The sequence below is a fragment of the Amycolatopsis ponsaeliensis genome, assembly GCF_030182635.1.
Taxonomy (GTDB): domain Bacteria; phylum Actinomycetota; class Actinomycetes; order Mycobacteriales; family Pseudonocardiaceae; genus Amycolatopsis; species Amycolatopsis ponsaeliensis.
Genome location: NZ_JAPZLD010000018.1, coordinates 173,217 through 197,359, shown reverse-complemented (window position 1 = coordinate 197,359; position 24,143 = coordinate 173,217). Strand labels below are relative to the sequence as shown.

At 72.3% G+C, this 24,143-nt stretch carries 26 protein-coding genes; 17 read left to right on the top strand and 9 right to left on the bottom strand.

Annotated elements, in window-relative coordinates; all coding sequences use genetic code 11:
* Positions 1-34: 34 nt before the first annotated feature.
* Positions 35-373, bottom strand: a complete 339-nt coding sequence (locus tag QQ657_RS26645) for an ArsR/SmtB family transcription factor (protein WP_284744985.1) — start codon at positions 371-373, stop codon at positions 35-37.
* A gap of 47 nt (positions 374-420) precedes the next feature.
* On the opposite strand from QQ657_RS26645, the gene QQ657_RS26640 reads away from it, so the two are divergent.
* From QQ657_RS26640 to QQ657_RS26630, 3 genes are read left to right on the top strand one after another with little or no spacing between them, the layout of a single operon-like run.
* Entirely contained in the window at positions 421-759 is a 339-nt protein-coding gene (locus QQ657_RS26640) for a hypothetical protein (RefSeq protein WP_284744984.1), read from the top strand.
* Positions 756-1,685 carry an aldo/keto reductase gene (locus QQ657_RS26635; RefSeq protein ID WP_284744983.1) on the top strand — a complete coding sequence of 310 codons (930 nt, stop codon included), beginning with the start codon at positions 756-758 and terminating at the stop codon, positions 1,683-1,685. The genes QQ657_RS26640 and QQ657_RS26635 overlap by 4 nt, the downstream gene beginning before the upstream one ends.
* Before the next feature lie 52 nt (positions 1,686-1,737).
* Entirely contained in the window at positions 1,738-2,349 is a 612-nt protein-coding gene (locus tag QQ657_RS26630) for a hypothetical protein (protein ID WP_284744982.1), read from the top strand.
* Here QQ657_RS26630 and QQ657_RS26625 read toward each other — a convergent pair.
* Positions 2,340-2,858, bottom strand: coding sequence for an NUDIX domain-containing protein (locus QQ657_RS26625; protein WP_284744981.1), 519 nt, complete (start codon positions 2,856-2,858; stop codon positions 2,340-2,342). The two genes, QQ657_RS26630 and QQ657_RS26625, sit on opposite strands and share 10 nt — an antisense overlap.
* Positions 2,859-2,900: 42 nt before the next feature.
* Between QQ657_RS26625 and dop the strand changes: the two genes are divergently transcribed.
* The 4 genes from dop to prcA all read left to right on the top strand — a co-directional run bounded on the left by dop (position 2,901) and on the right by prcA (position 6,540).
* A complete protein-coding gene (dop, locus tag QQ657_RS26620; RefSeq protein WP_284744980.1) occupies positions 2,901-4,403 on the top strand; it encodes a depupylase/deamidase Dop in 1,503 nt (500 codons plus the stop codon).
* 86 nt (positions 4,404-4,489) lie between these two features.
* Positions 4,490-4,684: a ubiquitin-like protein Pup gene (locus QQ657_RS26615; protein WP_013226725.1), complete on the top strand. Its 195-nt coding sequence runs from the start codon at positions 4,490-4,492 to the stop codon at positions 4,682-4,684.
* A 136-nt stretch (positions 4,685-4,820) separates the two neighbouring features.
* Positions 4,821-5,675, top strand: coding sequence for a proteasome subunit beta (prcB, locus tag QQ657_RS26610; RefSeq protein ID WP_284744979.1), 855 nt, complete (start codon positions 4,821-4,823; stop codon positions 5,673-5,675).
* Between the two features lie 55 nt (positions 5,676-5,730).
* Entirely contained in the window at positions 5,731-6,540 is an 810-nt protein-coding gene (prcA, locus tag QQ657_RS26605) for a proteasome subunit alpha (RefSeq protein WP_284744978.1), read from the top strand.
* A 48-nt stretch (positions 6,541-6,588) separates the two neighbouring features.
* Here the strand turns inward: prcA and QQ657_RS26600 are convergent, their stop codons facing one another.
* The 4 genes from QQ657_RS26600 to QQ657_RS26585 form a co-directional block, all read right to left on the bottom strand.
* Positions 6,589-7,365, bottom strand: a complete 777-nt coding sequence (locus tag QQ657_RS26600) for a class I SAM-dependent methyltransferase (protein ID WP_284744977.1) — start codon at positions 7,363-7,365, stop codon at positions 6,589-6,591.
* Between the two features lie 31 nt (positions 7,366-7,396).
* Positions 7,397-8,083: a hypothetical protein gene (locus QQ657_RS26595; protein WP_284744976.1), complete on the bottom strand. Its 687-nt coding sequence runs from the start codon at positions 8,081-8,083 to the stop codon at positions 7,397-7,399.
* A gap of 41 nt (positions 8,084-8,124) precedes the next feature.
* Positions 8,125-9,312: an alpha/beta hydrolase gene (locus QQ657_RS26590; RefSeq protein WP_284744975.1), complete on the bottom strand. Its 1,188-nt coding sequence runs from the start codon at positions 9,310-9,312 to the stop codon at positions 8,125-8,127.
* A 105-nt stretch (positions 9,313-9,417) separates the two neighbouring features.
* A complete protein-coding gene (locus tag QQ657_RS26585) occupies positions 9,418-10,845 on the bottom strand; it encodes a bifunctional phosphatase PAP2/diacylglycerol kinase family protein (RefSeq protein WP_434056780.1) in 1,428 nt (475 codons plus the stop codon).
* Positions 10,846-11,044: 199 nt separating this feature from the next.
* Here QQ657_RS26585 and pafA point away from each other — a divergent pair, with 199 nt between their 5' ends.
* Entirely contained in the window at positions 11,045-12,403 is a 1,359-nt protein-coding gene (pafA, locus tag QQ657_RS26580) for a Pup--protein ligase (protein WP_284744973.1), read from the top strand.
* 115 nt (positions 12,404-12,518) lie between these two features.
* The gene (locus tag QQ657_RS26575; RefSeq protein ID WP_284745000.1) at positions 12,519-13,544 is read left to right on the top strand and encodes a WD40/YVTN/BNR-like repeat-containing protein; all 1,026 of its coding nucleotides are present in this window, start codon (positions 12,519-12,521) and stop codon (positions 13,542-13,544) included.
* On the opposite strand, the gene QQ657_RS26570 is transcribed toward QQ657_RS26575, so the two are convergent.
* Both QQ657_RS26570 and QQ657_RS26565 read right to left on the bottom strand, forming a co-directional pair.
* A complete protein-coding gene (locus tag QQ657_RS26570; protein ID WP_284744972.1) occupies positions 13,541-14,239 on the bottom strand; it encodes an SDR family oxidoreductase in 699 nt (232 codons plus the stop codon). The genes QQ657_RS26575 and QQ657_RS26570 overlap by 4 nt on opposite strands.
* Before the next feature lie 21 nt (positions 14,240-14,260).
* Positions 14,261-15,418, bottom strand: coding sequence for an NADP-dependent oxidoreductase (locus tag QQ657_RS26565; protein WP_284744971.1), 1,158 nt, complete (start codon positions 15,416-15,418; stop codon positions 14,261-14,263).
* A gap of 105 nt (positions 15,419-15,523) precedes the next feature.
* On the opposite strand from QQ657_RS26565, the gene QQ657_RS26560 reads away from it, so the two are divergent.
* The 7 genes from QQ657_RS26560 (at position 15,524) to QQ657_RS26530 (ending at position 20,445) form a co-directional block, all read left to right on the top strand.
* Complete coding sequence (locus tag QQ657_RS26560) at positions 15,524-15,955, top strand: winged helix-turn-helix transcriptional regulator (RefSeq protein WP_284744970.1); 432 nt, start codon at positions 15,524-15,526, stop codon at positions 15,953-15,955.
* Positions 15,956-15,965: 10 nt separating this feature from the next.
* Positions 15,966-16,952, top strand: coding sequence for a helix-turn-helix transcriptional regulator (locus QQ657_RS26555; protein WP_284744969.1), 987 nt, complete (start codon positions 15,966-15,968; stop codon positions 16,950-16,952).
* Positions 16,949-17,929: a helix-turn-helix transcriptional regulator gene (locus QQ657_RS26550; protein ID WP_284744968.1), complete on the top strand. Its 981-nt coding sequence runs from the start codon at positions 16,949-16,951 to the stop codon at positions 17,927-17,929. The genes QQ657_RS26555 and QQ657_RS26550 overlap by 4 nt, the downstream gene beginning before the upstream one ends.
* 10 nt (positions 17,930-17,939) lie before the next feature.
* Entirely contained in the window at positions 17,940-18,152 is a 213-nt protein-coding gene (locus QQ657_RS26545; RefSeq protein WP_284744967.1) for a bacteriophage holin, read from the top strand.
* 61 nt (positions 18,153-18,213) lie between these two features.
* Positions 18,214-18,507: a Sec-independent protein translocase subunit TatA gene (gene tatA, locus QQ657_RS26540; RefSeq protein ID WP_434056777.1), complete on the top strand. Its 294-nt coding sequence runs from the start codon at positions 18,214-18,216 to the stop codon at positions 18,505-18,507.
* Positions 18,508-18,592: 85 nt separating this feature from the next.
* Positions 18,593-19,564 (top strand): twin-arginine translocase subunit TatC, encoded by a 972-nt coding sequence (gene tatC / locus QQ657_RS26535; RefSeq protein WP_284744965.1) that lies wholly within the window; start codon positions 18,593-18,595, stop codon positions 19,562-19,564.
* Positions 19,564-20,445 (top strand): diacylglycerol/lipid kinase family protein, encoded by an 882-nt coding sequence (locus QQ657_RS26530; protein ID WP_284744964.1) that lies wholly within the window; start codon positions 19,564-19,566, stop codon positions 20,443-20,445. Before tatC ends, QQ657_RS26530 begins: the two co-directional genes overlap by 1 nt.
* On the opposite strand, the gene QQ657_RS26525 is transcribed toward QQ657_RS26530, so the two are convergent.
* Entirely contained in the window at positions 20,442-21,017 is a 576-nt protein-coding gene (locus QQ657_RS26525; RefSeq protein ID WP_284744963.1) for a hypothetical protein, read from the bottom strand. The genes QQ657_RS26530 and QQ657_RS26525 overlap by 4 nt on opposite strands.
* Before the next feature lie 177 nt (positions 21,018-21,194).
* Here QQ657_RS26525 and QQ657_RS26520 point away from each other — a divergent pair, with 177 nt between their 5' ends.
* Positions 21,195-24,026 (top strand): DEAD/DEAH box helicase, encoded by a 2,832-nt coding sequence (locus QQ657_RS26520; protein WP_284744962.1) that lies wholly within the window; start codon positions 21,195-21,197, stop codon positions 24,024-24,026.
* Positions 24,027-24,143: the final 117 nt, after the last annotated feature.

Genomic DNA, 24,143 nt, shown 5'->3' with positions numbered 1-24,143 from the left:
ATCGGGTGTCCGCCGGGGCGGGGGAGGGGGGCGGTCAGAGGGTGTGGCCGAGCACCGCGACGAACTCGGCGATCCGGGCTTCGTCGCGCTTGTAGTGCGTCCACTTGCCGACGCGGGTCGCGCGCACCAGGCCGGCGCGCTGCAGCTCGGCCATGTACGCCGAGACGGTCGACTGCGCGAGCCCCGTCTTCTCCTGGATGTGGCTCACGCAGACCCCGACCTCGACCGGGTCGGCGATGGCGCGCTCCACGGGGAAGTGCCGGCCCGGCTCCCGCAGCCACCGCAGCACCTGCAGCCGCACGGGGTTCGCGAGCGCCTTGAAGACGTCGAGCAGGTGCTCGACGTCCGGCTGGGATTCGGCGCGTGTCGTCATGGCTGGTACCGAGTATATCGACGTATAACGACCTATACTCACTGGCCGTGAGCGAAGAAACCCGCCGCCCCCGCGCGCCGATCACCGAGTCCGACGTCCTGGCCTGGCTGGAGACGACGGCCGCCGCCGTCCAGGCGGGGGAGGTGAACGCGCAGGAGCTCATCGACATCCTCGGGGAGCTCCGCCGCGCCTCGGCCGCTTGTGCCGACGCGTCCGACTGGGCCCTGCTGGCCGCGCGCGAAGGCGGCGCGAGCCTCCGCCAGATCGCGCCGGTCTTCGGCAAGGGGTACGTCCGGGCCCCGGCCGCGCGCCTCGAAAAGCTCCACCGCCAAGCCCAGAACGCCGACCAGTGGCTGGCGATCCTCCGGCACAAGCAGACCGCGTGAACCGCATCGCGCTCGGCCTCGCCGCACTGGGCCGCCCCGCCTACATCAATCTGGGCCGCGAGGGCGCGCTGCCGCCGGAACGGGACGTCGAGTCCATGCGCGCCGCGACCTTCGCGGTGCTCGACGACGCCTACGCCGCGGGGATCCGGCACGTCGACGTCGCCCGCTCGTACGGGCGCTCGGAGGAGTTCCTGGCCGGCTGGCTCGCCGAGCGCGGGCACACCGGCGTCGAGGTCTCCAGCAAGTGGGGCTACGCGTACGTGGGGGACTGGCGGCTCGACGCCGACGTGCACGAGGTGAAGGAGCACTCGGCGGCGCGCTTCGCCGGCCAATGGGCGGAAACCCTGGCGCTGCTGGGGGATCGGGTCGGCCTCTACCAGGTGCATTCGCTCACTGTGGACAGTCCGCTGTTCACCGACGAGCCGCTGCTCGAGGCGCTGGCCGAGCTTTCCGCGAACGGTGTCGCGGTCGGGTTCTCGACGTCCGGGCCGGCGCAGGCGGCCGCGATCGAGCGGGCGTTCGCGCTGGAAGTGGCGGGGCGGCCGGTGTTCTCGGCGGTGCAGTCGACGTGGAACGTCCTGGAACCGTCGGCCGGGCCGGCGCTGGCCGCGGCGCACGCGGCCGGGAAACGCGTGCTGGTCAAGGAAACCCTCGCCAACGGCAGGCTCGCGGTGGAGGCTCCCGAGGCGCTGCGGGAGATCGCGGCGGTGCACGGGGCCGGGCCGGACGCGGTGGCCGTCGCCGCGGTGCTGGCGCGGGAGTGGGCCGGCACGGCCGTCCTCGGCCCGGCGAGCCCGGCGCAGCTGGCGGCGAACCTGCGGGCCACCACGCTTTCGCTGAGCACGGACGAGGAAGCCGCGCTGGCGGGTCTCGCGGAAAATCCGGAGGAGTACTGGCGACACCGGTCCTCCCTCGGGTGGGACTGAGCCGCTGCACTACTCTGCGCAGGCACACGCACACGACAGGAGGCCGGAGCAAGTGCGTCATCGTCAGGTGCTCGCCCTCGCCGCGGTCGCGTTCGTCGGCCTCACGGGCTGCGACGGGCCCGACCCGAACAACCTCGAGACGTACTACGACGATCCGGCCTCCACATCGGCACCGGCGTCGGTCACCGAAGCGCCGGTGAGCCCCGCGAAGGCGGCTCCCGCGGCACCGGTGGCGCCCGACCTGGGCCTGCTCGCGGAGCGGGCGTTGCTGTCCGATGCGGACGTCGCCGAGGAAGGCGTGCAACGGGGTTCCAGCGAGGTTTCGGGCTGCCTGACCGGCAGCGTGTCGGCGAGCAGCCGGACCGCGTCCTGGCAGTACCCCAGCGGTTCGGTGCTGCGCCACCGCGTCGCGGCGTACCCGGACGAGGCGGCCGCCCAGGCCGTCGCGAACGCGGACTGCGCGGGCAAGACGGTGAGCGTCCCGGCGCAGGCCGGGGTGGACCGCCAGCAGGCCTGGTGCGAGGGCAAGACGTGCACGGTGTTGCTGGCGAAGGGAAAGCTCGTGTCCGGGCTGACCGTGTCGGCGAGCACCGAGGCGCGGGCCGTGGACGCGGCCGAGCGGCTGCTGCCCGCGATGGCGGCGAAGCTCGCGGCTCAGCCGTAACGGCGGAACCACTCCTGGACGCCTTCGCGGCCGTCGGGGATGAAGGGGAGTTCGGGTGCCGGGTCGTCGATCCAGGCGCGCAGCTCTTCCAGGGGGATCCAGCGGCCTTCGGCGATCTCTTCGGCCTGGTGGTGGATCGGGCCGTCCCAGCGGACTTCGAAGGCGAAGTTGTGGCAGCGGTTGCGGCCGTCGTCGTAGACCTTGGTGAACAGCGGAACGGGTTCCACCTCGTGGACGCCCAGCTCTTCGGCCAGTTCGCGGCGGGCACACTCGGCCGGTGACTCGCCCGCGGCGACCACGCCGCCGGCCCAGCAGTCCCAGGTGGACGGGAACACGTCCTTCGTGGCGGTGCGCAGGTGCACGTAGACGGCCTTGCCGTCACCCGAACGGACCAGCACGACGCCGGCGGCGTGCCACAGGCCCTCGGCGCGGACCCGGGAGCGGGTGGTCGTGCCGACGGCGGAGCCGGCCTGGTCATAGAGCGCAACGAGTTCGTCACTGCCTGGCATGGGTGCATCGTTCCACTAGGACGACCCCGTAGGGTGGTGGACATGCGGCGGATCATGGGAACCGAAGTCGAGTACGGCATCTCCGTGCCGGGCGACGCGACGGCGAACCCGGTACTCACCTCGACCCAGGTCGTGCTGGCCTACGCGGCCGCGGCCGACATCCCGCGCGCCCGGCGGGCGCGGTGGGACTACGAGGTGGAGTCCCCGCTGCGGGACGCGCGCGGGTTCGACCTGACCGGGCCCGGCGGGCCGGGGCACGACCCGGACGTCGAGGACCTGGGGGCGGCCAACGTCATCCTGACCAACGGGGCGCGGTTGTACGTCGACCACGCGCACCCGGAGTACTCGGCGCCCGAGGTGACGAACGCGCGCGACGCGGTCATCTGGGACAAGGCGGGCGAACGGGTGATGGAGGAGGCCGCGCTGAAGGCGGCGTCCGTGCCCGGCCAGCCGCAGTTGCAGCTGTACAAGAACAACGTCGACGGCAAGGGCGCGAGCTACGGCACGCACGAGAACTACCTGTGCGCGCGCTCGACGCCGTTCACCGCGATCATCGCCGGGCTGACCCCGTTCTTCGTGTCGCGGCAGGTGGTGACCGGGTCGGGCCGGGTCGGGATCGGCCAGCAGAGCGAGGAAGCCGGGTTCCAGCTCTCCCAGCGTGCGGACTACATCGAGGTCGAGGTCGGCCTGGAGACGACGCTCAAGCGCGGGATCATCAACACCCGGGACGAGCCGCACGCGGACGCGGACAAGTACCGGCGGCTGCACGTCATCATCGGTGACGCGAACATGTCGGAGTACTCGACGTACCTGAAGGTCGGGACGACGGCGCTGATCCTCGACCTGATCGAGTCGGGCATCCGGTTCGACGACCTGAAGCTGGACGAGCCGGTGCGCGCGGTGCACCAGATCAGCCACGACCCGACGCTGAAGGTGCAGGTGGCGCTGGCGAACGGGAAGAAGTACACCGGGCTGGACCTGCAGTTCGCCTACCACGAGATCGCCTCGCAGAACCTGGAGCGCACCGGCGCGGACCAGGCGTCGAAGGAGGTCCTGCGGGTCTGGGGCGAGGTCCTGGACGCGCTGGCGCGCGACCCGCAGGAGTGCGCGGACCGGCTGGACTGGCCGGCGAAGCTGCGCCTGCTCGAGGGCTACCGGCAGCGGGACAACCTGGCCTGGGGCGCGCCGCGGCTGCGGCTGGTCGACCTGCAGTATTCGGACGTGCGGCTGGCGAAGGGCCTGTACAACCGGCTCGTGACGCGCGGGTCGATGAAGCGCTTGGTGACCGAGGAAGAGGTGCTGGCCGCGGTGACGACGCCGCCGTCGGACACGCGGGCCTACTTCCGGGGCCGGGCGCTGGAGAAGTACGCGACCTCGATCGCGGCGGCCTCGTGGGATTCGGTCATCTTCGACGTCGGCAAGGAGTCGCTGGTGCGGATCCCCACGCTGGAGCCGCTGCGGGGGACGAAGGCGCACGTCGGCAAGCTGCTGGACGAGTCGGCGACGGCCGAAGACCTGGTGGAGGCGCTCACCGGTTCGGACTAGGCGGGACGCACCAGCGATCGCGGCGTGACCCCGAATGTCGGGGCCGCTGGGTAGGCTAGGAAACATCAGCCACACCGGGAGGCGAGATGGCCCAGGAAAAGATCGAAAAGCACGGCGGCGGCGACTCTGACGAGGAGTTCGACGACACCGGCGCGGCGGGTCAGGAGCGGCGCGAGAAGCTCGGCGAGGACGTCGACACGATCCTCGACGAGATCGACGACGTGCTCGAGGAGAACGCCGAGGACTTCGTCCGGGCCTATGTGCAGAAGGGCGGCGAGTAGCCGCTCGGGGCGCTGCGCCCCAGCCGACCGTTCAGCCGGCGGCCGGGGTTCCGCGTGGTGGTGACCGTGGCCGGCAGGCCCCGTGTCTCCCGGCGCGGAGCCTGCCGGCCCGCACAGATGGGATTTTTGAGCACGTATGGACAACACCAGGGGCATCTCGGGTCCCGCTCTGCCGGGGGCCTACTTCTCGTCGGCGACGTCGTCGTTTTCGGACTTCCTGCGGGTGCAGGCACCCGAACTGCTTCCGGAACGCCGGATGTCCGGTGGTGCGGCGGATCTGGGCGTGCCGCACGGGACGACGATCGTCGCGCTGACCTTCGCGGGCGGCGTGCTGATCGCGGGTGACCGGCGGGCGACGTCGGGGAACCTGATCGCGAGCCGCGACATCGAGAAGGTGCACGTCACCGACGAGTACTCGGCGGTGGGCATCGCGGGCACGGCCGGGCTGGCCGTGGAGATGGTGCGGCTGTACGCGGTGGAGCTGGCGCACTACGAGAAGATCGAGGGCGTTTCGCTGTCGCTGGACGGCAAGACGAACAAGCTGGCCGGGATGGTCAAGGCGAACCTCGAGATGGCGATGGCCGGGCTGGCCGCGATCCCGCTGTTCGTCGGGTACGACCTGGAAGCCGAGGACGCGAAGCACGCGGGCCGGATCGTGTCGTACGACGCCGCGGGCGGGCGCTACGAGGAGAACGGCGGCTACGCGGGCATCGGCTCGGGTTCGCTGTTCGCGAAATCCGCATTGAAGAAGCTGCACGACCCGGACGCCGACGTCGAAGGCGCCACGCGAGTGGCTGTCGAGGCGCTGTACGACGCGGCGGACGACGACACCGCCTCGGGCGGGCCCGACCTGGTGCGCCGGATCTTCCCGAGCGTCGTCACGATCACGGCGGAGCACGGGGCCGTGCAGCTGCCCGAATCGGAGACGGCCGCGGTCGCGGAGGCCGTGGTGGCCGGGCGCATCGAGCGCCAGCAGAGCCGGCTCTCCTGAAACGCCGGACGGGACCAGTGAACGCTGAAACACCGAAAGACCTGGAGCGCACACCGTGACGATGCCGTTGTATGCCTCTCCCGAGCAGCTGATGCGGGAGCGTTCCGAGCTGGCGCGCAAGGGCATCGCGCGCGGCCGGAGCGTGGTGGTGCTGAAGTACGCGGGCGGCGTGCTGTTCGTGGCGGAGAACCCGTCGGCGACGCTGCACAAGGTGTCCGAGATCTACGACCGGATCGGGTTCGCCGCCGTCGGGCGCTACAGCGAGTTCGAGAACCTGCGGGTGGCCGGCATCCGGCACGCGGATCTCAAGGGGTACCAGTACGACCGGCGTGACGTCAGCGCGCGGGCGCTGGCGAACGCGTACGCGGCGACGCTGGGCAGTATCTTCACCGAACAGCTGAAGCCGTTCGAGGTCGAGGTCTGCGTGGCGGAGGTCGGGGCGAGCGCGGCGGAGGACCAGCTGTACCGGCTGACCTACGACGGGTCGATCTTCGACGAGCCGCAGTACATCGTGATGGGCGGTCAGAACGAGAAGATCGCGGCGAAGCTGAAGGAGACGTTCGAGGACGGCCTGGACCTGCAGGCCGCGCTGGGGCTGGCGGTGGCCGCGCTGCGGACGCCGACCCAGCCGTCGACCTCCTCGACGACGTCTTCGTCGTCTTCCTCGGCGTCGTCGTCCGCTTCTTCGTCCGCGGCGAACGGCAACGGCGAGACCGACCCGCCGATCAAGCTGGAGGTGGCGGTGCTGGACCGCGACCGCCCGCGGCGCTCGTTCCGCCGTCTGACGGGCACGGCGCTGGATTCGCTGCTGCCGGTGCCGGACCCGCAGGGCGAGGAGCCGGAGAGCAAGCCGGAAGGCGAGTAGGACTTCGCGAAGGCGGGGGCGTGGTCGATGACCGCGCCCCCGCCTTCGTCATGCGGGCCGGCGGGCGAAGGCGAGCAGGTGCGCGCTTGCGTCGATGAGCCGCGGGTCCCGCTCGACGATCCGGGCGGCGCGCAGCGCGGGTTCGGCGAGCTCGTCGAACCGGGAAAGGCCGGCGGAGTCGAGCGCGGGCCACGAAGGCCCTTCGACGCCGAAGACGGCGGTGCCGGTGAAGCCCGCGGCGGCGACTTCGTCGTGAAGTTCGGTCGCCGTGTGCCAGTGCGTGGGGACGAAGCCGGCGTGGCCGTCGTAGGCACCAGTCTCGATGACCGCGCGGACCGGGTCCACGCGGCCGGGCGTGAGCGTGCCGGCGGCGCCGGTCTCCAGCAGCGAGAGGTACCGGCTGATCCCCGCGGCGGCGAGCAGGCCACCCGGACGCAGCACGCGCCGGGCTTCGGCGAGAGCCCGAGCCCGGTCGGCTGCTTCGACGAGGTGGTAGAGCGGGCCGAGCAGCAGGACGGCGTCGTAGGAGGCATCTGCCGCCTCGAGGTCGCGCGCGTCGCCGGCCGAGGCCGTGACGCCGGGCAGTGTCGCCGCCCGGGCGACGTGGGCCGGGACGACGTCGACGAGGTGGACGGGGTGCCCGTCGGCCGCGAGCCAGGCCGCGTGGACACCGGTGCCGCCGCCGACGTCGAGAACGCGTTCGTGGCCGGGCAAGAAGCGCTGGAGCAGTTCTCGGGTGCGCAGGTACTCGAGGCGGCCGTGCGGGGTGCGGTCGAGCCGGCTGTCTTCGGCGGGGCCGGTGGCGTAGTGCGTCGCGAGGTCCATGCTCCAGGATCGCGTGCGCCACAACCGGATTTCAGGTGGCGCCGGGACCGAAGAGGCCGTCGAACCGGGCTTTCGCCCGCCGCCGGAGCAGGACTAGTACCGCGGTGAGCACCAAGACCAGGGAGACGGTTCCGCCGAGCACCCACCACGGCCAGGTCGGCGGGGTGTGCCCGGTGACGACGACCGTGTTCCCGCCGGGCACCGCGGTGATGTCCGCCGGGGTGAGCACCAGGTCCTCGGCGGTGAGCAGGTCGTTGTGGGCCCGTAAGTCCGCCAGGTCGGTGTAGCCGCGTCCGGTCTTGTCCACGGCCACGGATTTCCCGGGGCCGCGCACCACGTAGAGGGTGAGGAGTTCGAGCGTGCCGCGCTCGTGCTTGACGAGCAGCGACCGGGCGTAGAGGTCGCCGTCGCCGGCCGTGCGGCGGACTTCGTCGGTCAGGTCGCACTTGTCGGAAGGGTAGGGACCGTGCTGGTCGCGGGCGCCGCACCGGAACGTCGCCAGCAGCGCACCGAAGAGCCGTCCGCCGGGGTAGTTGGCGAAGAGGTACTGCGCTCGCTCCGCGCTCGACCCGGTCTTGGTGAACCGATCGTTCTTCACCGACGTCGACCGGGCGTACTCGTCGAGCAGGGCCGCTGTGGACGGGAGCGGGTCCGGCGGCCCGCACGCGGAGAGGGCCAGGGTCGCCGTCACGGCGAGGACCAGGGAACCGAGGCGCACCCGGCGACCGTAGCCGGGGCTCCCGGGGACCCGTCCCGGGTTCAGGAGGTCGTGGGGGAGGCCCGGAAGTTCTGGTCGGCGAAGGCGAGCAGGTACGGCAGCGTCGCCCGGGCGGTGTGCCACGTGTGGTTGAAACCGCGTTCGGCGTGGACGACCGCTTCCTGGCCGCGGGCGTGGAGGGCGTCGGCGATCCGGTGGGCCGTCGTGACGTCGGTGGGCGCTCCGGTGCCGACCGCGAGCATCACCGAGATCGGCGCCGGGAAGGGCATGGTCGGCAGGTAGCGGCGCGGGGTGTTGGCGGCGATGGCCGCCCGGTTGCCGTCGAGGACGCCGACGGAGTCGTTGAGGTCGTCGTAGGGGAGGGCGATCAGCAGGGTGCCGAACTCGTCGACGTGGTGCAGGCCGATGTTGAGCGCCCCGAAGCCGCCGCCGGACATGCCGCCCAGCGCCCGGTGGCCGCGGTCGGCGATGGTGCGGTAGCGCTGGTCGATCGCCGGGACGACCGTACGGGCGAGGTACGTCTCCAGCTGCGGGCCGCCGGGGACGTCGAGGCATTCCCAGTCGGTGGCGGGGTTTCCGGCGGTCAGGTCGACGCTGACCACGATCATCGGCGCGATCACGCCGGCCTGCTGCAGTGCGAGCAGGGTGCCCGGGGCGTCGCCGGAGGTCAGCCAGTCGCGGGGGCCGCCGAACGGGTAGCCGTGGATCAGGTAGACGACCGGGTAGCGGCGGGCCGCGGTCGCGTCGTACCCGGGCGGCAGGACGACGTAGTTGCTGCCGGACGGGACACCGTGCGCCGGATCGGGCAGGTTCACGACGTCGATCCGCTGGCCGGCGGCCGCGGTACCGGCGCCGGGGTGCGGCGAGGACGGGGCTTCCTTGTCGTCGTCGAGCAGGCGGCCGGCGAGGTTGACGACGCCGGGGCCGCGTTGCAGCAGGCGGGCGAGGTCGTCGGAGGTGCGGACGTACCCGACGTAGCTGTTCAGGGCAGTGACTGCCGCGAGCAGCAGCAGGACGCCGAAGGCGGTGAAGCCCCAGCGGCGCACCCGGCGCCGGTGCCACAACGCGAAGACGGCGGCGAGGACCGCGACGGCGGCCGAGGCGAGGGCGAGCCAGATGAGCGGGGACTCGAACGAGCCGAGATCCCGGGCGCGCGCGGTGACGTCACCGGGCAGCACCGGGTCGGTGGCGGCCCGGTGGATGCCGCTCGCCAGGCCGTGCCCGCCCATGTTCGATCCCCGCTCGTCCCCTGGCCGCGGGCACGATCGCCCGCATCTCGATCAAGACGCTAGCCAGGGACGGCTGTGGGTTCGTTGAGAGAAAGTAAAGAAAGGTCAAAGACGGTAGATGGTCAGGGCGCTGGGCCGGGACCGGAAGCGGAACCGGTTGCCGAGCGGGCCGACCTCGCCGTCGGTGGCGACGCGCCGGTGACCGTCCAGCAGCTCGACGTCCAGCTCCGCCACGTCGAGCTCCTGGTAGACGTGGCTGGCCGCGAGGCTGCGGGTGACCATCGCCAGCAGGAACCGGGCCCGCGAGTACGGCAGGTCGGCACGCAGGTAGCGGACGTCGAGCAGGCCGGTGTCGAGCGCGGGCCGCCGGCTGGGCGCGAACCCCTTCGGCGCGTACGTGCCGTTGCCGACGAACAGCAGCCAGACCTGGGTGAGCTTGCCGTTGAGCCGCACGGTCAGCGGCTTGGCGTGCCGCAGCGACCGGGTCAGCGCGATCGCGGCCGAGGGCCACTTGGGGTGCTTTTCCTGCAGCTTTTCGCGCAGGCGGACCATCTCCGGGTAGCCGCCGAGGCTGGCGGTGTTGACGAACCAGCGGTGCGCCGTGCCGCCGTCGCCCTCCTTGATCTCGACCTCGCCGAGGTCGATGCCGACAGCGTTGCCGATCTCGGTCGCCGCGTCCGCGTCGGGCATGGAGCTGACCCCGACGTCGCGGGCGAAGTGGTTGAGCGTGCCCGCCGGGATCAGCGCCAGCGGCAGGTCGCGCTCCGCGGCGACCGCGGCGACCGCGGCCACGGTGCCGTCACCGCCCGCGACGCCGAGCGCGCGGATCGTCCCGCGGGCGTCGATCTCGCTTTCGAGCTGGGCGATCAGGTCCTGGCCGGGGTCCGGGTGGAGGATCTCGGCCTTGGGCCAGGCGTGCCGGGCGTCCTCGGTCGGGTCCTGGCCGTCGATGCCGGACTTCGGGTTGACCAGCACGAGCATGTCGTCGCCGTCGACCATCTCGGGCGCGTCCGCGTCGTGGGCGGTGCGGGCCGGGACGTCGTCGTGCAGCGGCCACCAGTGCCGGGTCGCCAGGCCCACGCCGACCCCGATGCTCAGGCCGACGCCGACGTCGGAGGGCCAGTGGACGCCGGTGTGGACGCGCGAGTAGGCGACGGCGAGCGCGAGGGGGGCCACGGCCAGACCGGCGCGCGGCGACTCCATCGCCACCGCGGTCACGAAGGCCGCGGCCGAGGCGGAATGGCCGGACGGGAACGACGACGAAGTCGGGCGTTTCCGCAGGCGGCGGTGCATGGGCACCTCCTCCTCGGCCGGACGGCGGCGGGGGAACAGCGGCTTGCCGATCAGGTTCGCCACGGCGCTGGCCCCGGCGATCGCGACGACCCCGCGCAGCGCGGCCCGCCGCGTGGGGCCCTTCTGGGCCGCCAGCAGCGCCGCCACGCCCCACCAGAGGCGTGACTTGTTCGCCGATCTCGACAGCGCCATCAGCGCGTCGTCGGCCTTCGTGGCCGGGAGGGCGGCACTGCGCCGCATGAGAGCCCGGTCGGTGCGCCCGACCCGCCGGAAGGCCTGGATGAGCTGGTGTGACAAGGAGTCGCCTTCCCCAAGTAGTCAAGAGCAGTGCTCCAATCGTGCCTGAATCGGGGGGTTTTCACCGTCTGTGGCACACCGGGGGCGTGTCGACGCCCGAACGGCGCACCGTCGAAGGGGGTCCAGCGCCTACTCTGGTGGCATGCAGCGGCGGATCTTTGGCATCGAGACCGAGTTCGGGGTCACGTGCACCTTCCACGGACAGCGCAGGCTCTCGCCCGACGAGGTGGCGCGCTACCTGTTCCGGCGAGTCGTCTCGTGGGGACGCTCATCGAACGTCTTCCTGTCGAACGGCTCACGGCTCTACCTGGACGTCGGCTCGCACCCCGAGTACGCGACGGCCGAGTGCGACGACCTCGTCCAGCTGGTCACGCACGACAAGGCAGGCGAGCGGATCCTCGAGGACCTGCTGGTCGACGCCGAGCGGCGGCTGGCCGACGAGGGCATCGGCGGCGACATCTTCCTGTTCAAGAACAACACCGACTCCGCGGGCAACTCCTACGGCTGTCACGAGAACTACCTGGTGACCCGCGCGGGTGAGTTCTCCCGGATCGCCGACGTGCTGCTGCCGTTCCTGGTGACCCGGCAGCTCATCTGCGGCGCCGGCAAGGTGCTGCAGACCCCGCGCGGCGCGGTCTACTGCCTGTCCCAGCGTGCGGAACACATCTGGGAGGGCGTCTCGAGCGCGACCACCCGCTCGCGGCCCATCATCAACACCCGTGACGAGCCGCACGCCGACGCCGAGCGATACCGGCGCCTGCACGTCATCGTGGGCGACTCGAACATGGCCGAGCCGACGACCATGCTCAAGGTCGGCTCGGCGAACCTGGTGCTCGAGATGATCGAGGCCGGCGTCCAGTTCCGCGACTTCACCCTGGACAACCCGATCCGGGCGATCCGCGAGATCAGCCACGACCTCACCGGCCGCCGCCAGGTGCGGCTGGCCGGCGGGCGCGAGGCCTCGGCGCTGGACATCCAGCGCGAGTACTACGCCCGCGCCGTGCAGCACCTCAAGGACAACGGCACGACGCCGGCGAACGAGCGGGTCATCGAGCTGTGGGGCCGGGCCCTCGACGCCGTCGAGCAGCAGGACTTCGGCAAGATCGACACCGAGATCGACTGGGCGATCAAGCACCGGCTGGTCGAGCGCTACCGGCACAAGCACGACCTGGACCTGTCCAGCCCGCGGATCGCGCAGCTCGACCTGGCCTACCACGACATCCGCCGCGGCCGGGGCATCTTCGACCTGCTCCAGCGCAAGGGCCTGGTCCGCCGGGTCACCGACGACGGCGAGATCGAGGCCGCCAAGGACACCCCGCCGCAGACGACCCGGGCGAAGCTGCGCGGCGACTTCATCGCCGCCGCCCAGGCCGCCGGGCGCGACTTCACGGTCGACTGGGTGCACCTGAAGCTGAACGACCAGGCCCAGCGCACGGTCCTGTGCAAGGATCCGTTCCGCTCGGTCGACGAGCGCGTGGAACGCCTGATCAGCTCGCTCTGACCTTGATGCCGTGAAGGGCACCTTCAGGGACGCGATGTCCCCGAAGGTGCCCTTCACGGCGTCCGACACTACGAAAGTAGCTGGACCGGTGCGGCAGGATCGCCCCATGCGTGTGCTGCGTGCGGTGCTCCTGGTCCTGGCTCTCCTGCTGTCCCTGGCGGTTCCGGCGGCCGCCTCCGGGCACCTGCCGAAGTGGGAGCCGACGCCCACCGGCGTCACCGCCCAGTTCCGCGGCCTGTCCGCGGTCAGCGCCCGCGTCGCGTGGGTCAGCGGCACGAAGGGCACCGTCCTGCGCACCACCGACGGCGGCGCGAGCTGGAAGTCCGTCGGCCCGCCCGGCGCGGAAACGCTCGAGCTTCGCGACATCGAGGCCTTCGACGCCGACCACGCCGTGACGCTCTCGATCGGCCCGGGCACCGACTCACGCGTCTACCGGACCGACGACGGCGGCGCGCACTGGCGTCAGACGTTCCAGAACACGGACGCGGCGGCGTTCTACGACTGCCTCGCCTTCTTCGACCCGTGGCGCGGGCTCGCGATGAGCGACCCCGTCGACGGGAAGTTCCGCGTCCAGGCCACCTTCGACGGCGGCCGCAGCTGGCGCCAGGTGCCCGACAGCGGCTTCCCGCCCGCGCTGCCCGGCGAGGCCGGGTTCGCCGCCAGCGGGCAGTGCATCACCACTTCGGGCCCGTTCGACGCCTGGCTCGCGACCGGCGGCGGCGCGACCGCCCGCGTCCTGCACTCCGGCGACGGCGGCCGCCACTGGACCGCCTCCGACACGCCGTTGCCGAGCAGCCCGTCCGCCGGCGTGTTCGCCGTCGCCTTCCGGAGCCCGGCGCAGGGGATCGCGATCGGCGGCGACTACGCGAACCCCACCGCACCCGGCCCGGCCGTCGCGCTGACCCAGGACCGCGGCCGCACCTGGCGCACCCCGGGGCAGTACCCCGCCGGGTACCGCTCCGGGCTGGCCTGGCGCGGCGGGAGCGTCATCGCCGTCGGCACGGGCGGCAGCGACTACAGCCCGGACGGCGGCCGGCACTGGACGTCGTTCGACACCGGCAGCTTCGACAGCGTCGACTGCGCCGGTGCGGCCTGCTGGGCCAGCGGCGCCCAGGGCCGCGTGGCCCGCCTGAGCCGCTAGAGCGCCTGACCGGTCGGGCGGACCATGATCTCGTTGACGTCGACCGACGGTGGCTGCGACAGCGCGTAGAGCACGGCGCGGGCGATGTCGTCCGCTTCCAGCTTCGGCTTCTTGCGCTGGTTGTCGTCGAGGATGTCGGTGTCGGTGATGCCGGGGTTGATCAGCGTGACGCGCACGCCGGTGCCGACGGCTTCCTCGCGGATCGCGCCGGCCATCCCGGTCACCGCCCACTTCGTCACCGAGTACAGGCTGGAGTTGCGGATGTAGCGGCCGGCGACCGAGCCGGTGATCAGCAGGTGCCCGGCGGACTCCCGCAGCGCGGGCAGGGCGGCCCGGGCGGTGTAGGCCGCGCCGAGGACGTTGGTGCGGACCATCTCCTCCCACGCCCGCGGGTCCGGGTCGTCGTCGCCGAAGAACGAGGTCCCGACGCCGATCCCGGCGTTGGCGAAGGCCGCGTCGAGCCGCCCGAACCGTTCGACGGCCTGGGCGACGGCACTGGAGATGCTCGGCCAGTCGCCGACGTCGGCGCCGAGCGCGATCGCCCGGTCTTCGCCGAGTTCGGCGGCGAGGCCGGCGACGGAGCCGGCCTGGCGGGCCACGAGGGCGACCTTGAACCCGGAGGCGGCGGCCAGCCGCGCGGTGGCGGCGCCGAGGCCGCGCGAGGCACCGGTGATGAGAAGAACGCGATCATCCATAACGCCCAGGCTAGGGAGAATTCACGGCGTCAGCACGAGCCGGCCGCGCAACCCGCCCGCGGCCAGCCGTTCGTGGGCTTCGGCGGCCCGCGCCAGCGGCAGCACGCCGGCGACGCGCGGGCGGAGGGTGCCGGCCAGCTCGGCCAGCCGTGCGCCGTCGGCTCGGATCCAGACGGTGCGGACCCGGATCCCGCGCAGGGGGATCGGCGCGGCCCCGGCGGCGAAGGCGACGAACTCCCCGCCGCCGCGGACGGCGTCGAGCGCATCCAGGCCGAGCAGCGCGGTGTCGAGGACGGCGTCGACCCCGCCCGGGACGAGGGCTCGCACGCGCTCGGCGAGGTCCGGGCCGCGCGGGACGAACTGATCGGCACCGAAGTCCCGGACCGCGGCTTCGTCGGCTTCGGACGCGACGGCGACGACGTGCAGCTTCCGGGCGTGCGCGAGGGCGACGGCGTACCCGCCGACCGCGCCCGCCGCGCCGGTGACCAGCAGGGTTCCGGTGGTTTCGACGAGGTCGAGTGCCTGGGCGGCGGTGAGGGCGTTGAGGGGCAGGGTGGCGGCTTCGACGGGGGAGAGGCCAGGGGGCGCGGGCGCGACCGCCGAGCTGTCCAGGACGATTTGCTCGGCGTAGGCGCCGAGCGGGGTGGCGATGCGGTCGCGCAGGCCGATTACGAGGTCGCCCACGCGGAATCGGCCGGGCTGCCCGCCGGCCGGGGCAGCAGGCCCGCCGCCGGCCCGGAGTGGAACCGGTTCGCCCGGCCCGCCCGAGCTGTCTCGCTGCCCGAGCCGCGCCGACTCGCTCGGCCTGCCGAGGCTGTCGTTCTGCCGGGGTGAAGCCGGTTCGCTCGGCCTGCCCCGGCTGTCGCTCTGCAGGAGCGGAGCCGGTCCGCCCAGCCTGTCGGCCTGTTCGAGCTGCGCCGGTTCGCCCGCGCCGCTCTCGTCGGCTTCACCCACGGCCTCGACCACGCCGGCGACGTCCCAGCCCAGGCCGAGCACCTCCCGCGGCGGAATCACCCCCGCCTCCGTCAGGACCCCGGCCCGCGTCGCAACGTCGACCGGGTTGACCGCGGCCGCCGTCACGCGGATCCGCACCTGCCCCGGGCCCGGCTCCGGCACCGGGACCTCGATCGACTCCAGGACTTCCGGGCCGCCGAACCGGCGGACCACGATCGCGCGCATCTTCATCTCCTTCGCGGGGGAACTTCCCCCGCGAACGTATGGGGAGCTACTCTCCATCGGGAAGTACGCACCCGCAGGTTCCCCACGTACCAGGAGGTTCGCCCGGTGCCCACGCGCACGGCGGAACAGCTGCGGCAGGCCGAGAAAGCCGCCTACGACGCCTATCTCGCGGCCTGCCCGACCCGGAAGCTCCTCGACGAGATCGCCGGCAAGTGGGTCAGCCTGATCCTCGTCGCGCTCGGTGACGGCTCGCAGCGCTACAGCGACCTTTCGCGGCGTATCGCCGGCGTCAGCCAGAAGATGCTCACCCAGACTCTGCGGGTGCTCGAACGGGACGGCCTGGTGCGCCGCGAGGTGACCCCGTCGGTGCCCGTCCGCGTCAACTATTCCCTTACCCCGCTGGGAGAAAGCCTCCGCGCGCTGATGGCCGGGTTCAAGGACTGGGCCGAGACGAACTTCGACGCGGTGGACGCCGCCAGGACCGATTACGACGCGCGCACCCCGGACCTCACGATCGGGCCGGGCGGCGCGGGCTAGGCTCTACCGGGTGTCCACCGCACGCGCCGAACGGCTGGTCAATCTGGTGCTGGCCCTCCTGTCCACCCGGCAGTACCTCACTGCCGAGAAGATCCGCGGCATCGTGCCCGGATACGGCGACGCGGCCAGCGACGACGCCTACTTCCGGATGTTCGAGCGGGACAAGACCGAGCTGCGTGAGCTCGGCATCCCCCTGGAGACCGGCCGCAACTCCGCCTTCGACGCCATCGAGGGCTACCGCATCGCCCGCCGCGACTACGAACTCGGCGAAATCGACCTCGCCCCCGACGAAGCCGCCGCCGTCGCGCTCGCGTCCCGGCTGTGGGACTCCCCGGAGCTGACCGGGCAGGCGCAGGGCGCGCTGGTGAAGCTGCGCGCCGCCGGGCTGGAGGTCGACGACCAGGCGCCCACCGTCGTCGAGCCGCGCGTGCGTGCCGAACCCGCGTTCGGGCCGCTGCTGGCCGCGGTGCAGAACAGCCAGGCCGTGGGCTTCGAGTACCGCCGCAGCGGCTCGCCGGAACGCATCATGCGGACCCTGGAGCCGTGGGGCGTGGTGTCGTGGAAGGCCCGCTGGTACGTCGTCGGGCACGACCGCGACCGCGGCGCCACCCGCTGCTTCCGCCTCTCCCGCGTCACCGGCCAGGTGCGCCCGGTGGGCAAGCCCGGCGCGGTCCGGCGGCCCGACGGCGTCAACCTGCTGCAGCTGGTGTCGGCCACCAGCGGGAGTGCCGAGCCGGCGCCGGTCACCACCGCGCGGCTGTGGGTCGCCGACGGCCGTGCCGCCGGGGTCCGGCGCCGCGGCACCGTCCTCGGCCGCTGCACGATCGACGGCGAAGAGGGCGACCTCGTCGAGATCGGGCTCTACTTCCCGGAGTCGGCCGCCGACTGGATCACCGCGCAGGGCCCCGACGTCGTCGTGCTCGAACCCGACGTGCTGGCCAAGACCGTCCAGGACCGGCTCGAAGCCGTCGTGGCCCGGCAGGGGAGCGGCCGGTGAGCGGGTCGACCGACCGGATGCCGCGGCTGCTGGCGCTGGTGCCCTACCTGCTGGCGCGCCCGGGCATCCGCGTCGACGAGGCGGCGCACGACTTCGACGTCACGCCCAAGCAGCTGCGCAAGGACCTCGAGCTGCTGTGGATGTGCGGGCTGCCCGGCTACGGCCCCGGCGACCTGATCGACCTGTCCTTCGAGGGTGACACGATCGTCGTGACCCACGACGCCGGGATGAACCGCCCGCTGCGGCTCACCGGCGGCGAGGCCACGGCCCTGCTGGTCGCCCTGCGCGCGCTGGGCGAGACGCCGGGCGTGGTCGACGGCGACGCCGTCCGCCGCTCCATCGCCAAGATCGAGTCCGCGGCCGGGCAGGCCCAGCCCGCCGGCGTGGTCGTCGGCGGGGGAGTGCGCGAGGGCAAGAAGACCGCGCAAAACCGCGAAGAGGTCGCCGGGGCGCTGCGGGACGGGCGGGCGATGCGGATCCGCTACTACACCGCGTCCAAGGACCAGATCACCGAGCGCACGGTCGACCCGATGCGGCTGCTGATCGTGCAGTCGGTCGGCTACCTGGAGGCCTGGTGCCGCCGCGCCGAGGGCGTCCGGCTGTTCCGGCTCGACCGGATCGACGACCTGACGGTGCTCGACGAGCCGTCGCGCCCGCCGGCGCACGCCCACCCCACCGATATTTCCGAGGGGGTCTTCCGGGAGCGTCCCGACCAGCGGGAGGCGGTGCTCGTCCTCGACCCGGACGCACGCTGGGTAGCCGAGTACTACCCGTGCGAGGAGCTCGACGAGCTCGACGGCGGCCGGCTGCGGATCCGGATGCGCTACGCCGACCAGTCCTGGATGGTGCGCCTGGTGCTGGGCCTGGGCGGGGAAGCGCTGGTGGAGAGCCCGGCCGACCTCGCGTCGGACGTCGGACGCCGCGCCGCCGACGCGGTGGCCCGAGCCCGTCACCTTCCGTCAACCTGCGACCACTAGGGTGATCGACGTGCCGTACCTGCCCACCGTCGTGCTCGTCGCGATCGGCCTGCTGCTGCTCGTGCTCCTGCTGGTGCGGACCGTCAAGGTCTTGCGTGGTTTCCAGCAGACCGCAAGCATGGTGGCTACGAACACCCAGGACCGGGCGGGTCTCATCCGCGCCCGGTCGGCAGCGTTGCGCGTCGCCTTCGCGCAGCGCCGCCGGAAACCGGAAAACCAGTAACATCCCTACCAGACGCAGATAGGAGGCCATCTTGTTCGCCAACGGATTGCAAGGATGGCATTTGATCATCTTGGTGCTTCTCGTCGTGCTGCTGTTCGGGGCCAAGCGGCTTCCCGATGCGGCGCGGTCGATCGGCAAGTCCATGAAGATCTTCAAGGCCGAGACCAAGGACCTCGCGGGCGACAAGAGCGCCTCGCACGAGGACGCCGAGCCGGTCGAGACGAAGCAGATCCCGGCCACGCCCGCCCCGGCGACCCCGCCTGCCGCGACCGACCAGCAGGTCGCCGACCTGCAGCGCCAGCTCGACGAGCTGAAGAAGCAGCAGGCCGACCAGCCGCAGAAGAACGCCAGCTGACGGCTGGGCCTCACCCGGTCCCTGGTCCACGGAGCGCGCCGGTCCCGGCGTGCTCCGGCGGACTCCGACGAGAACGGAACATCCCGTGGCGGAACCCGCCTCCGGAAACGGCACCAGCCGCCGGTCGAAGCGGCGCCGGCGCAGCCGTCGCAAGAACCCCGACGGCACGATGACGCTCATCGAGCACATCTACGAGTTCCGCCGCCGCCTGGGCTTCGCGCTGCTCGCCGTGGTCATCGGCGGGATCGTCGGCTTCTTCTGGTTCAGCACCAAGGTGGGCCCGATCCCGTCGCTCGGCGAGATCGTCAAGGACCCCTACTGCGCCATCCCGCCGGATCGCCGCCTCAACGGCTACCAGGGCTGCCAGCTGCTGCAGACCGTGCCGTTCGAAGCGTTCATGATCCAGCTCAAGGTCGGCCTGGCCGCCGGCGCCGTGCTGTTCTCGCCCCTCTGGCTCTACCAGGTGTGGGCGTTCATCGCGCCCGGCCTGTACTCGAAGGAGCGCAAGTACGCGCTGACCTTCGTCGGCTTCGCGTCGGTGCTGTTCGCCGGCGGCGCAGTGCTCGCCTACATCCTCTTCCCGCACGCGCTGCAGCTGCTCATGGGCTTCGGGCAGGAAGAGTTCATCACCGCGCTGACCGCGGACAAGTACATCTCGTTCATGCTGTCGCTGCTGATCATCTTCGGGATCAGCTTCGAGCTCCCGCTGCTCGTGGTGATGCTCAACCGCGTCGGCGTGGTCAAGTACCGGCAGCTGAAGAGGTGGCGCCGCGGCATCGTGTTCGCGCTGTTCGTCTTCGCCGCCTTCGTCACCCCCGGCTCGGACCCGTTCTCGATGCTGGGCCTGGCGGGCGCGCTGACGGTGCTGTTCGAGCTGTCGATCCAGCTCGCGCGCCTGCACGACCGCAAGAAGGACCGCGAGCGCGCCGACGAGGGCTGGGACCAGCTCGACGACGACGAAGCCGCGCCGTTCAGCTACACGCCGAGCACGGCCGACGACGAGCCGTCCGCCCCGACCGCGTCCGGCGGCCGCTCGGCGACCGACGACATCACGTAGTGGGGATCCACGCCGCGCTCGCCGTGCACCCGGCTTCGGGGCACGGCGCGGCCGCCCGCATCGCCGACACCGTCGCCGAGCGGCTGCGCGCCGCCGTCGACCGCCTCGACGTGCTGGTCGCCAACTCCGTCGAGGAGTCCCGCGAGCTGATGCGGACCTCCCACGACGCCGGCCTGGACGTCCTGATCGTCCTCGGCGGCGACGGTGCGGCCCACCAGGGCGTCCAGTTCTGCGCGAACCACGACGTCGCGCTCGGGCTGGTCCCGGCGGGCACCGGCAACGACTTCGCCCGTGCCCTCGGCGTCCCCGGCGAGCCGCTGTCCGCGGTCGACGCGCTGGTGGCGGCCCTGCGCTCGGGTGCCCGGCGGCGCATCGACCTCGGCCGGGCCGGCGACACCTGGTTCGCGACCGTGCTGTGCGCGGGCTTCGACGCCAGCGTCAACGAGCGCGCCAACCGGATGCGCTGGCCGTCCGGGCCGCGCCGCTACGACCTCGCGATCCTCGCCGAGCTGGCGGCGTTCCGCTCCCGCCCGGTGGTGGTCGACACGGGCACCGAACGCCTCGAGCTCGACGCGACCCTGGTGGCCGTCGGCAACACCCGCTTCTACGGCGGCGGCGTCCCGATCTGCCCCACGGCGGACCCGGAGGACGGCGTCTTCGACGTCACGGTCGTCGGCGACGTCACCCGCCGCGGCCTCGTCCGCATGCTCCCGGGCCTGCGCACGGGCAAGCACCTCACGCACCCGGCGGTCCGCACGCTGCGCGCCCGCGAGGTGACCCTGACGGGCAACAGCTGGCCGGCCTACGCCGACGGCGAGCCGCAGGGGACCGTGCCGCTGACCGTCAGCTGCGTCCCGGGCGCGCTGACGGTCCTCGCCTAACGCTCGTAGCCGCCCGCCCGCGCCACCAGCTGCCGGAAGTGCGCCGGCGTCAGCAACTGCCCCGCGTCGGTGAAGTACACCCCGCCGCAGCGGTGGCAGAACCAGCCCTGCTCCCACACCTGCCGCGCCGCCGGCACCCCACGCCGCTGGCGCCGGAACGCCCGGACCCGGCGGACGTACAGCCACACCAGCACCCCGGCCGCGACGTACACGCACACCGCCGGCAACGAGATCACCGCGATCCCCAGCGCCTGCGCCGCCGGCCCGCCCGGCGGCGGATCGTCCACCGCCGAGAGCGGCAACGCCAGGAAACAGCTCCCGGCCAACGCCAGCACGATCACCGCCGCCACCAGGCCGCCGTTGCGGCGCGGGGGAGGGAAGGGGTCCAGCGACCGCGCCACCGCCGACACCGAAACCCCGCTGACCTGACTGCTCGTGTACAGCAGCCCGTCCCCGGTGGGCACCGCCACCGTCGGCCCCTGCCCACGGAAGAACGAATGCCCACCCTGGTAGACGGCAGGCACGTGCTGGACCTGGTCCAGCTGTCCGCAGCTCGGACACGGTTCGGTCATGCAGCCTCCGACGCCGCCGCACCCACCCCGGTTCCACCCCGTCACTCAAGTGTATAACGACCTATACGGCGGCCGACCGGCTTGATCACCCGCCGCGCCACTCGATCAAAAAGAAGCCACGACCGCGGCCGGTCACGCCGCGTGCGAACTGTCGGGGTGATGTGAAACCCTGACGAGGTGGCCAGTAGCCCTTCTCAGTCCCCGGCCGAGGCCTATGCGGCCTCCTCACGTCGAGGGAAGTACCCCCAGCTGACGCGCTTCGCCGCGGAAGCGTCCTTCGAGTTCGACGAGTTCCAGATCCGAGGGTGCGAAGCCCTCGAGGGCGGTCACGGCGTGCTCGTCTGCGCGCCGACCGGGGCGGGCAAGACGATCGTCGGCGAGTTCGCCGTGCACCTGGCGCTGGCCGAAGGCCGCAAGTGCTTCTACACCACGCCGATCAAGGCGCTGTCGAACCAGAAGTACGGCGACCTCGTGGCCCGGTACGGCCAGGACGCCGTCGGCCTGCTCACCGGCGACACGTCGATCAACGGCAACGCGCAGGTGGTCGTGATGACCACCGAGGTGCTGCGGAACATGCTCTACGCCGGGTCCTCGACGATCACCGACCTCGGTTACGTGGTCATGGACGAGGTCCACTACCTGGCCGACCGGTTCCGCGGGGCGGTGTGGGAAGAGGTGATCCTGCACCTGCCGGAGCACGTCCGCGTGGTCGGGCTGTCGGCCACGGTCAGCAACGCCGAGGAGTTCGGCGAGTGGCTGGTCGAGGTCCGCGGGGACACGACCGTCGTCGTCGACGAGCACCGGCCGGTGCCGCTCTGGCAGCACATGCTGGTCGGGAACCGGCTGCTCGACCTGTTCGCCGGCGAGGACGTCCACGCGCCCGGGGCCGAGCTGCGGATCAACCCGACCCTGCTGCGCCGCGCCGAGGAGATCGGCCGCCAGTACGCGCCCGCCGGGTTCCGCGGGCCGCGCGGGGCCCGGCGGGGTGCGCCGCGGATGCCGCGGTTCCGGCCGCCGTCGCGCGTCGACGTCGTGGAGCAGCTGGACCGGGCCGGGTTGCTGCCGGCGATCGTGTTCATCTTCTCGCGCGCCGGGTGCGATGCCGCTGTCGCGCAGTGCGTCCGGTCGGGGCTGCGGCTCAACGGGCCGGGCGAGGTCGAGGAGATCCGCCGGATCATCGAGGAGCGGACGTCGGAGCTGCCCGAGGGTGACCTGGGCGTGCTCGGCTACTGGGAGTGGCGGGAGGCGCTGGAGCGCGGGATCGCCGGGCACCACGCGGGGTTGCTGCCGGCGTTCAAGGAGACCGTCGAGGAGCTGTTCGTCCGCGGTCTGGTGAAGGCGGTGTTCGCCACCGAGACGCTCGCACTCGGGATCAACATGCCGGCCCGCACGGTCGTGCTGGAGCGGCTGGTCAAGTACAACGGCGAGGCGCACGTCGACCTGACGCCGGGGGAGTACACCCAGCTGACCGGCCGGGCCGGGCGGCGCGGCATCGACGTCGAGGGGCACGCGGTCGTCGCCTGGCAGCCCGGGGTCGACCCCAAGCAGGTCGCCGGGCTGGCTTCGACGCGGACCTACCCGCTGCGGTCCTCGTTCCGGCCCGGCTACAACATGGCGGTGAACCTCGTCGCCCAGGTGGGTGCCTCGGAGGCCCGTGAGCTGCTGGAACAGTCGTTCGCGCAGTTCCAGGCCGACCGGTCGGTGGTCGGCACGGCCCGCCGGATCGAGCGGAACAAGGAGGCCCTGAAGGGCTACACGGCCGCGGTGACCGGGGACTTCGCCGAGGTGCTCGAGTACGTGGAGCTGCGTTCGAAGATTTCGGCGCGGGAGAAGGCGTTGTCGCGGCAGAACACCTCCGTGCGCCGGGCCGGGACGGCCGAGTCGCTGGAGAAGCTCCGGAAGGGTGACGTGATCGCGGTGCCGGCGGGCCGGCGGGCGGGGCTGGCCGTGGTGGTCGACCCGGGGCTGGACCCGATCCGCGAGCCGCGTCCGGTCGTGGTGACCGAGGACCGGTGGTCGGGGCCGTTGTCGGTGGCCGACTTCCCGGCGCCGGTCGAGGCGCTGGGGCGGATCAAGCTGCCCAAGCACATCGAGCTGCGGTCGCCGAAGACGCGCCGGGACATCGCTTCGACGCTGCGCAACGCCGGGATTTCGTTGCCGGGCAGGCAGAAGCAGCGGTCCGGGGCGAACGAGGACGGTGAGCTGGCGGCACTGCGGCGGGCGCTGCGGGCGCACCCGTGCCACGGGCTGGCCGAGCGCGAGGCGAACCTGCGCTGGGTCGAGCGCTACGAACGGCTGACGGCGGAAACCCAGCAGCTGGAGCGGAAGGTCGCCGCGACGACCCACTCGCTGGCGCGGGCGTTCGACCGGATCCTGGCGTTGCTGGGCGAGCGCGGCTATCTGGCAGGGGCGCGAAGCGCCTCCGTTGAGGGTGGCGGCGGGGGCATGGATGGACTGGGACCGGAATCGGCGGGTGACGGCGAAGACCGCGTCACCGAGCACGGCCGGCGCCTGACCCGGCTCTACAGCGAGTCCGATCTGCTGGCGGCGGAGTGCATCCGCCACGGCGTGTGGAGCGGGCTCGGCCCGGCCGAACTCGCCGCCGTCGTCTCGACGCTGGTCTTCGAGGCACGCCGGGACACCGCGGGCGAGCCCCGGCTGCCCGGCGGGGCGGTGCCCGAGGCGTGGCAGGAGACGGTGAAGCTGTGGGTGGACCTCACCGAGGACGAGCGGCGGCACCGGCTCGACCGGACCCGGGAGCCGGACGCGGGGTTCGCGTGGCCGGTCTACCGCTGGGCGCGCGGCGAATCGCTGGAGAAGGTCCTCACGGCGGCCGAGGCGAACGGGCAGGAGCTGTCGGCGGGTGACTTCGTGCGCTGGTCGCGTCAGGTGATCGACCTGCTCGACCAGATCCGCGACGTCCTCGGCAAGGCCGACCCGGTCGGTGCGGCGGCGGCCGAGGCGGTGAAGGCACTGCGGCGGGGTGTCGTCGCCGCGGGTGCCGCGTGAACTCCGTGTAAGGCCTGATCGGGACGGGGCAGGCGGTGGGCGTGGACACGTGTGCTCGGCCCCCACCTGTGGTTGGATCGCCTGCAAGACCGTGTGTACGCGGCATTGCGGCGGTTT

Bases quoted from the DNA above. Each gene is read 5' to 3' on its own strand.
- QQ657_RS26645 (WP_284744985.1), bottom strand. From the start codon at position 373: ATGACGACACGCGCCGAATCCCAGCCGGACGTCGAGCACCTGCTCGAC.
- QQ657_RS26625 (WP_284744981.1), bottom strand. From the start codon at position 2,858: ATGCCAGGCAGTGACGAACTCGTTGCGCTCTATGACCAGGCCGGCTCC.
- dop (WP_284744980.1), top strand. From the start codon at position 2,901: ATGCGGCGGATCATGGGAACCGAAGTCGAGTACGGCATCTCCGTGCCG.
- QQ657_RS26615 (WP_013226725.1), top strand. From the start codon at position 4,490: ATGGCCCAGGAAAAGATCGAAAAGCACGGCGGCGGCGACTCTGACGAG.
- prcB (WP_284744979.1), top strand. From the start codon at position 4,821: ATGGACAACACCAGGGGCATCTCGGGTCCCGCTCTGCCGGGGGCCTAC.
- QQ657_RS26600 (WP_284744977.1), bottom strand. From the start codon at position 7,365: ATGGACCTCGCGACGCACTACGCCACCGGCCCCGCCGAAGACAGCCGG.
- QQ657_RS26590 (WP_284744975.1), bottom strand. From the start codon at position 9,312: ATGGGCGGGCACGGCCTGGCGAGCGGCATCCACCGGGCCGCCACCGAC.
- QQ657_RS26585 (WP_434056780.1), bottom strand. From the start codon at position 10,845: ATGCGGCGCAGTGCCGCCCTCCCGGCCACGAAGGCCGACGACGCGCTG.
- pafA (WP_284744973.1), top strand. From the start codon at position 11,045: ATGCAGCGGCGGATCTTTGGCATCGAGACCGAGTTCGGGGTCACGTGC.
- QQ657_RS26570 (WP_284744972.1), bottom strand. From the start codon at position 14,239: ATGGATGATCGCGTTCTTCTCATCACCGGTGCCTCGCGCGGCCTCGGC.
- QQ657_RS26565 (WP_284744971.1), bottom strand. From the start codon at position 15,418: ATGCGCGCGATCGTGGTCCGCCGGTTCGGCGGCCCGGAAGTCCTGGAG.
- QQ657_RS26525 (WP_284744963.1), bottom strand. From the start codon at position 21,017: ATGACCGAACCGTGTCCGAGCTGCGGACAGCTGGACCAGGTCCAGCAC.